A 6970-nucleotide genomic window follows, 5' to 3' on the forward strand; every position below is an offset into this window, starting at 1 on the left:
CGGCCACCCCGCCACCGCCCGTCCCGCCACCGGCCAAGCCCCTCTCGCCGGTCGCGTCCACCGACGACGGGAGCGACCTGCCCCGCCGGGTGCGCCAGGCCCACCTCGTCCCGCAGCTGCGCGAAGCGCCCCCGTCCGACCCCGCGCCCACCGCGGTGTCGCAGGGCGCCGACGAACGCACCCCCGAACAGGTCAGGGACCGCATGACCGCCTACCGCGACGGCTGGACCCGCGGCGGCGGCGCGGCCCCCGGATCCAGACGCCCCCTCGGAACAGGCTTCGGCAATGAAGGAGAGCACGCATGATCGACCACGAGAGGATCTCCCATCACCGCTCCGGTGAGCTGGACTGGCTCCTCGACGACCTCGTCGTCCGCGTCCGCGAAGTCCGCCACACCGTCGTGCTGTCGAACGACGGGCTCGCCGTCGGTTCCTCCAGCGGACTCAGCCGTGAGGACGCCGAGCACCTCGCGGCCATCGCCTCCGGGTTCCACAGCCTCGCCAAGGGCGCGGGGCGGCAGTTCCACACCGGCGGAGTGCGCCAGACGATGGTGGAGATGGACGACGGCTTCCTCTTCGTCGCGGCCGCCGGGGACGGCTCCTGCCTGGCCGTCCTCAGTTCGGTGCACGCGGACATCGGCCTCATCGCCTACGAGATGGCCCGCCTGGTGAAGCGGGTCGGCGAGCACCTCCACACGCCGCCGCGGCTCGCCACGACCCCGCCGGCCGCCGGCTGACCGGGGACTCCGATGAACGACGACAGGACCGGTCAGGGCCCCGGCGCCCCGGGAACCCCGGGCGGTCAGTGGTACGACGCGGAGGCCGGACCGCTCGTCCGCCCGTACGCGATGACCGGCGGCCGCACCAAGCCGGGACCGAGCAACGTCCGGTTCGACCTCATCGCGCTCGTCGTCGTCGACGACAACCCGCCCGACCGGGCCGAGGAAGGGTTCCTCGGCCCGGAACACCGGGCCCTGCTCACGCTGTGCCGCGCCGAGACCCAGTCGGTGGCGGAGCTCGCCGCCGACGCCGACCTGCCCGTCGGAGTCGTCCGGGTGCTCCTCGGAGACCTCCTCGAAGCGGGCCTCGTCAGGGTGAGCAGGCCCGTACCCCCCGCACAGCTGCCCGACGAACGGATCCTGAGGGAAGTAATCGATGGCCTACGAGCGCTCTGAGAGCACCGGCGGCGGCGTGGACACCACGTCCCTCGCGCTGAAGATCCTGGTCGCCGGCGGGTTCGGCGTCGGGAAGACCACCCTGGTGGGGGCGGTCAGTGAGATACGTCCGCTGCGGACGGAGGAACGGCTCAGCCGGGCCGGGGAGTCGGTCGACGACACCGGAGGGGTCGACCAGAAGAGCACGACCACGGTGGCCATGGACTTCGGCCGCATCACGATCCGATCCGGTCTCTCCCTGTACCTCTTCGGCACGCCGGGGCAGGACCGCTTCTGGTTCCTCTGGGACGAGCTGTCCCAGGGGGCCCTCGGCGCCGTCGTGCTCGCGGACACCCGCCGCCTGGAGGACTGCTTCCCCGCGGTGGACTACTTCGAGCACCGCAAGATCCCCTTCGTCGTCGCGGTCAACTGCTTCCCCGGCGCCCGCAACTACGGCGCCCACGAGGTGTCCCGGGCACTCGACCTGGACCGCGGCACGCCGGTCGTGCTGTGCGACGCGCGCGACCGGGACTCGGGCAAGGAGGTCCTCATCCGGCTGGTGGAGTACGCGGGGAGGATGCACACCGCCCGGCTGCTCGACTCCGTCGGCTGAGCGCCGTGCACCGGGCGGGTGCCTCCGCGGGGCACCCCGGGCGGGGCCCGCGGGCGTCGGACACGCCGGCCCCGGGCGGCCGGCCGGGGCGCGGGGGACGCGGCCCGAGCCGCGGGTCGGGCCGGGCGCCACGGCGGGCGACCCGGCCGTCAGTCGGAGACGCCGCCCTCCGCGGTCACCTTGTCGATCCGTACGCGCACCAGCAGTTCGCCCGGGACGGCGTTGCGGGCGCCGAACTCCTCGGCGCGGTCCTCGCCCATGTAGCGGCCGCCGATCCGGGTCGCCCAGCGGCGCAGCTCGACGGGGTCCTCGCTGATCTCGGCGCGGCCCCGGAGCGTGACGAAGGCGAACGGCGGGCGGTCGTCGTCCACGCACAGCGCGACCCGTCCGTCGCGCGCCAGGTTGCGGCCCTTCACGGTGCCCTTGCCGGTGTTGAAGACGATGTCGTCGCCGTCGAGCACGAACCAGATCGGCACGACGTGCGGACTCCCGTCGCTCCGGACGGTGGCCAGCTTGCCGGTGCGGGTGCCGGCGGAGACGAACGCCCGCCACTGTTCCTCGGTCATCTTTGCCATGGGTCCATCCTGCGGCACGCACGGGGGGCCGGTGGTGCTTGCTCTGTCCACGACAGTGCGTAAGGCTTGCCGGGACACGCGGACCGCGGGGACTACGGGTCGACGGGGACGCATCACACAGGGGGAGGACCGACACATGGCGTTGGACAAGGGACTGGACTGGCTCCTTGACGACCTGACCCAACGGGTCGAGTACATACGGCACGCGCTGGTGCTGTCGAACGACGGACTGGTGACGGGCGCGAGCAGCGACCTGGAGCGGGAGGACGCCGAGCACCTGGCCGCGGTCTCCTCCGGGCTGCACAGTCTGGCCCGGGGATCGGGCCGGCACTTCAAGGCGGGCCGGGCCAGGCAGACCATGGTGGAGTTCGACGACGCCCTGCTCTTCGTGACGGCGGCGGGCGAGGGCAGTTGCCTGTGCGTGCTGAGCGCCGCGGAGGCCGACGTGGGCCAGGTGGCGTACGAGATGACGCTGCTGGTGAACCGGGTCGGCGAGCACCTCGGAGTGGCCGCCCGTCAGCCGGGCCGTACGGGTCTCGACGCGCTCTGACCCGGGGCGCCGCGCGAGCCGCCGGCCGTGTCGTCCACAGCCGGCCGGAGCGGCCGGCGTGCGTTGTCCACAGGGCGAGCGGAGAAGGGTCACCGGGAGCTACGGTCGTCACCGAGAGTATTCGTCACTCACGGGGGAGGACCGCATGACGGTGGAAGAGAGCGTGCGCACGCTTGCGCTGGGGCGTGCCGCGCGGGAACTGGGACTGAGGCGCGACGAGTTCCGGCTCGCCGTCCAACTGGGCCTCGTCCGTACGGTGCCGGGCGCCGTCGCCGGTGAACCGGGTCGGCCACCCGGTGCGCCGGGCGCCCCACGACGGGTGGACCGGGGCGAGGTCGACCGGCTGAGAGCCGCCCCGGACTTCCCGGCCGACCTGCGCGACAGGGTCCGCGCGGTGGGTACGGCGGAGGGCGCGGCCATCCTCTCGGTGACGCCCGGCCGCTTCGGCAGACTGGCCCGGACGGGCCACTTCAGCCCGTTGCGGTTCCGTCTCAACCGCTATCGGGCGGTGGTCTGGCTCTACCCGGCGGGCGAGCTGGCCGAGTTCGCCCTCGCCCACGGCACTCTGCTCTCCGACCCGCTTCCCCGCGGGTTGCGCGAGCGACTGGACCGGGGCGAGGACCTGCGCCCCCGGAACTGGCGGTCACGGCGGCTCGGCCTGCTGCTGCGCGCGACGGCGGACCCCTGGGAGCGGGCGGCGGCGATCGCGTCCCTCCTCGACCCCCTGCTGCTCGCCGATGCCGTCCGCGATCCCCGTGAGCGCGCGTATCTCGACACGCTGCGACCCGAACCGCCGCCGGGACGAACGGAGTCGGTGGCCGGACGCGAGATCGTCGACCGGCTCGCCCTCGCGGCCGATCCGGACGAGATCCTCTGGTACGGCATGAGTCTGTCCCTCGCCCTGGACGAGGCCCGCGGGGCCCGCGCAGCGCCCCGACCCGGGCACCGCTCCGTGCCGCCAACGCCACCGGCTCCGGCGCGGCGGCCGTCCCCGGCCGGTGCCGGGCGGTCACCCCGCAGGGCCGCGACCACACGACCGGCGGGCCGTACGACCACCCGGAGGGAGGTGCCGGAGAGGCGCTGACGTCCGGGCGCGTCCGAGGTGCGGTGCCGGCGGCGGCCGGGGGACGATGGGCGCATGCTGCTGGCCCGACTCGCGGACGCCTCCCACCAGGTCGCCACCACCTCGGCACGTTCACGGAAGATCGCCGTGCTCGCCGAGCTGTTCTCCGAGTCCGCGCCCGAGGAGAGCCCGTTGGTGATCGCCTACCTCTCCGGGCGCCTTCCCCAGGGGCGGATCGGGGTGGGCTGGAGCGTCCTCAAGAACGCCGTCCCGCCCGCAGTTCCGCCCGCCGAGCAGGCGACGCTCACCCTGGCCCGAACCGACGCGGCCATGACCGAGCTGGCCGCCGTCTCCGGCGCCGGGTCGCAGGCGGAGCGCGTCCGGCGCGTCAGGGACCTGATGGCCGCGGCCACCTCGGCCGAGCAGGAGTTCCTGCTCCGGCTGCTCTCGGGGGAGGTACGGCAGGGGGCGCTCGACGCCATCGCGCTCGAAGGGGTCGCTCGGGCCGCCACCGTCCCCTCCGACGACCTGCGGCGGGCCGTGATGCTCGAAGGGTCGCTGCCGCGGGTGGCCCGGGCCGTACTCGCCGAGGGCGCCGCCGCACTGGAGGCGTTCTCCCTGCGGGTCGGCAGCCCCGTGTTCCCGATGCTCGCCCACACCGCCGCCTCGGTCACCGAGGCGGTCACCGCCCTCGGTCCCTGCGTCGTGGAGGAGAAGCTGGACGGTATTCGGATCCAGGTGCACCGCAGTGGTGAGGACGTCCGGGTGTTCACCCGCTCGCTGGACGACATCACCGGCCGGCTCCCCGAGGTCGTCGACGTCGCGCGCGGGATGACGGCCGACCCGGTCATCCTCGACGGGGAGGTGATCGCGCTCGATCCCGGCAGCGGACGGCCGATGCCGTTCCAGGACATCGCCTCCCGGGTCGGCTCCCGCGTCGACGTGGCCACCGCCCGGGCGACGCTGCCCTTGTCGCCCGTGTTCTTCGACGTCCTCGCCGCCGACGGGGCGGTCCTGATCGACCGGCCGGGCCACGAGCGCCACGAGGTCCTCGCCCGGATCCTTCCCGGCGCCCTGCGGGTGCGCCGCACGGTCGTCGACGATCCGGGGTCCTCCGCCCAGACCGAGGCCGCCGAGCGGTTCTTCGGCGACACCCTCGCCCGCGGGCACGAAGGCGTCCTGGTGAAGGCCCTGGACGCGCCGTACGTCGCCGGCCGCCGTGGCCGCACGTGGCTCAAGGTGAAGCCCGTGCACACGCTCGACCTCGTCGTCCTCGCCGCCGAATGGGGACACGGCCGCCGCACCGGCCTGCTCTCCAACCTCCACCTCGGCGCCCGCGCCGCCGACGGCGGTTTCGTGATGCTCGGCAAGACCTTCAAGGGCCTCACCGACGCGATGCTTCGCTGGCAGACGGCGAGACTGGGCGAACTGGCCGTGGAGGACGACGGGTTCACCGTCCGGGTGCGCCCCGAGCTCGTCGTGGAGATCGCCTACGACGGCATCCAGCGCTCCACGCGGTACCCCGCCGGGGTCACTCTGCGGTTCGCGCGCGTCGTCCGCCACCGTCCCGACAAGGCGGCCGCCGAGGCCGACACCGTCGATCAGGTGCTGGGAGGCTCCTGAATCCCGGCCGCGCCCTCGTGGCTCACGACTTCTCCCGCTCGCCGTCCGGGGTCGCACTCGCCGCGGAGGCCGACCGGTCCGCGCCGGGCTCGGTGGCGCCGCTCGTGTAGCGGCCGCGTACCCACAGCGGGAGTGCGAACCAGCACAGCACGCACCAGGCGACCAGCCCCGCCACCAGCCACGGCACGTAGTCCGCGTCCGTGGCGACCCGCAGGACCAGCAGGAGTGCCGAGCCCAGCGTGACGAGCAGGAGAAGCAGCCCCACGAAGGTCAGCCGGGACGCCCAGGCCACGGCCTGCGGTTTGATCCGCCGGCCCGCCACGATCCGGTGGAAGGAGACAGGCCCGATCAGGGCTCCGGTCGCCGCCGCCCCGAGCGAGACGGTGACGATGTAGATCGTCCGGTCGGTGGGCCGCAGCTCCGGGAAGCGGGTGGTGAAGACGACGGTGAGGAGGAAGCCGAAGAGGATCTGCACCCCGGTCTGGGCGACCCGGATCTCCTGGATCAACTCGCTCCACCGCCGGTCCGCACGCTCGTCCGGCGTCTCGTGCCGTCCGCGGATCAGCCCGCCCTCCTCACCGTGGCCGGCGTCGTCCTGGTCTCGGTCGTCGCCGGCAGGCGCCTGCCGTCCCGTCCGCTCGGCCATGCGTCCTCCAGCGTGTCGGCCGCGGCCCCCGACGCGTCGTCCGCCCGCGTGCTCGCGCGGTACCCGTTCCAGGCTGTCACCGCCACGTCGTCTCCGCACGGCGCGCGTCCCGGCCGGCTCTCGCGGGACTGCCCGCCGCGAGGGATGCTGGAAGCGTGGCACGACGAGCGACCTTCCGTGCAGCGAGGAGATGAGCGACGTGTACGAGACGCACATCGACACGGACGTCACCGTGCAGCTGAGTGACTGCCGCCGGGAGGACGCCCAAGCCGTCTTCGACGCCCTCGACCGCGTCTACGAACTCGAGGACATGTCGGCGCCGGGCCCGCAGGCGGCCACGGCACCGGCGGCCACCGTCTGGATGGCCACGTTCGACACGGCCGCGGGCCGTCACGAGGAGAGCCGACCGGTTCCGCTGGAGGCCATGGTCGGAGCGGTGCTGACCGGCGGGTACCACGCGGTCGAGGAGGTCGAGAAGACCCTCGCCGCGAGCTTCGACATCCGCTCGCAGGAGTCGGTCTCCGGTGACCAGGAGACCGAGGCTCGCCTTCTGCTCGCCTCACGCTGACGCGCCGGCCGACGCGTGCCGCGCCGCGCCCCCTGCGGCGGCGGCACGACCGGACACCCCTGCTCCCCGGGCGGAGCGGACGGGCGCCGCCCGGGGAGCAGGGGTGTCCGGAACCAGCCCCGGGCACCGCCGAGCGCACGTTGCCCGCACCCTGCGGACCTGACCGCCCTCGCCTCCGC

General features: G+C 73.9%; 9 protein-coding genes and 1 pseudogene. 8 read left to right on the plus strand and 2 right to left on the minus strand.

The genetic code is table 11. The features are described 5' to 3' along the window. The 4 genes and pseudogenes from EAO71_RS04455 to EAO71_RS04470 all read left to right on the plus strand — a co-directional run. Positions 1-305: pseudogene (locus EAO71_RS04455) on the plus strand (ATPase); the annotation flags it as partial. Next, complete coding sequence (locus EAO71_RS04460; RefSeq protein ID WP_147976456.1) at positions 302-736, plus strand: roadblock/LC7 domain-containing protein; 435 nt, start codon at positions 302-304, stop codon at positions 734-736. The pseudogene EAO71_RS04455 and the gene EAO71_RS04460, both read left to right, overlap by 4 nt. A 12-nt stretch (positions 737-748) precedes the next feature. Then, positions 749-1174 (plus strand): DUF742 domain-containing protein, encoded by a 426-nt coding sequence (locus EAO71_RS04465; protein ID WP_147976457.1) that lies wholly within the window; start codon positions 749-751, stop codon positions 1172-1174. Next, positions 1155-1766, plus strand: coding sequence for a GTP-binding protein (locus tag EAO71_RS04470; RefSeq protein ID WP_147976458.1), 612 nt, complete (start codon positions 1155-1157; stop codon positions 1764-1766). Before EAO71_RS04465 ends, EAO71_RS04470 begins: the two co-directional genes overlap by 20 nt. A gap of 149 nt (positions 1767-1915) precedes the next feature. Here EAO71_RS04470 and EAO71_RS04475 read toward each other — a convergent pair whose 3' ends face one another. Further along, positions 1916-2341: a PPOX class F420-dependent oxidoreductase gene (locus EAO71_RS04475; protein WP_147976459.1), complete on the minus strand. Its 426-nt coding sequence runs from the start codon at positions 2339-2341 to the stop codon at positions 1916-1918. A 136-nt stretch (positions 2342-2477) separates the two neighbouring features. On the opposite strand from EAO71_RS04475, the gene EAO71_RS04480 reads away from it, so the two are divergent. The 3 genes from EAO71_RS04480 to EAO71_RS04490 all read left to right on the plus strand — a co-directional run bounded on the left by EAO71_RS04480 (position 2478) and on the right by EAO71_RS04490 (position 5577). Further along, positions 2478-2891, plus strand: a complete 414-nt coding sequence (locus EAO71_RS04480) for a roadblock/LC7 domain-containing protein (protein WP_147976460.1) — start codon at positions 2478-2480, stop codon at positions 2889-2891. A 145-nt stretch (positions 2892-3036) separates the two neighbouring features. Continuing rightward, positions 3037-3975, plus strand: a complete 939-nt coding sequence (locus EAO71_RS04485) for a DUF6397 family protein (RefSeq protein ID WP_147976461.1) — start codon at positions 3037-3039, stop codon at positions 3973-3975. A gap of 54 nt (positions 3976-4029) precedes the next feature. Further along, entirely contained in the window at positions 4030-5577 is a 1548-nt protein-coding gene (locus tag EAO71_RS04490; protein ID WP_147976462.1) for an ATP-dependent DNA ligase, read from the plus strand. 22 nt (positions 5578-5599) lie between these two features. On the opposite strand, the gene EAO71_RS04495 is transcribed toward EAO71_RS04490, so the two are convergent. Then, on the minus strand, positions 5600-6223 hold the full coding sequence (locus EAO71_RS04495; protein ID WP_222723541.1) for a DUF6328 family protein: 624 nt from the start codon (positions 6221-6223) through the stop codon (positions 5600-5602). Between the two features lie 190 nt (positions 6224-6413). Between EAO71_RS04495 and EAO71_RS04500 the strand changes: the two genes are divergently transcribed. Next, positions 6414-6791, plus strand: a complete 378-nt coding sequence (locus tag EAO71_RS04500) for a hypothetical protein (RefSeq protein ID WP_147976463.1) — start codon at positions 6414-6416, stop codon at positions 6789-6791. The last annotated feature ends 179 nt before the right edge of the window (positions 6792-6970 follow it).

Origin of the sequence: Streptomyces sp. MS191 (genome assembly GCF_008042125.1) — a bacterium.
Lineage (GTDB): Bacteria > Actinomycetota > Actinomycetes > Streptomycetales > Streptomycetaceae > Streptomyces.

Coding starts and splice junctions, on each gene's coding strand:
- EAO71_RS04460 (WP_147976456.1), top strand. CDS start 302: ATGATCGACCACGAGAGGATCTCCCATCACCGCTCCGGTGAGCTGGAC.
- EAO71_RS04465 (WP_147976457.1), top strand. CDS start 749: ATGAACGACGACAGGACCGGTCAGGGCCCCGGCGCCCCGGGAACCCCG.
- EAO71_RS04470 (WP_147976458.1), top strand. CDS start 1,155: ATGGCCTACGAGCGCTCTGAGAGCACCGGCGGCGGCGTGGACACCACG.
- EAO71_RS04475 (WP_147976459.1), bottom strand. CDS start 2,341: ATGGCAAAGATGACCGAGGAACAGTGGCGGGCGTTCGTCTCCGCCGGC.
- EAO71_RS04480 (WP_147976460.1), top strand. CDS start 2,478: ATGGCGTTGGACAAGGGACTGGACTGGCTCCTTGACGACCTGACCCAA.
- EAO71_RS04485 (WP_147976461.1), top strand. CDS start 3,037: ATGACGGTGGAAGAGAGCGTGCGCACGCTTGCGCTGGGGCGTGCCGCG.
- EAO71_RS04490 (WP_147976462.1), top strand. CDS start 4,030: ATGCTGCTGGCCCGACTCGCGGACGCCTCCCACCAGGTCGCCACCACC.
- EAO71_RS04495 (WP_222723541.1), bottom strand. CDS start 6,223: ATGGCCGAGCGGACGGGACGGCAGGCGCCTGCCGGCGACGACCGAGAC.
- EAO71_RS04500 (WP_147976463.1), top strand. CDS start 6,414: ATGAGCGACGTGTACGAGACGCACATCGACACGGACGTCACCGTGCAG.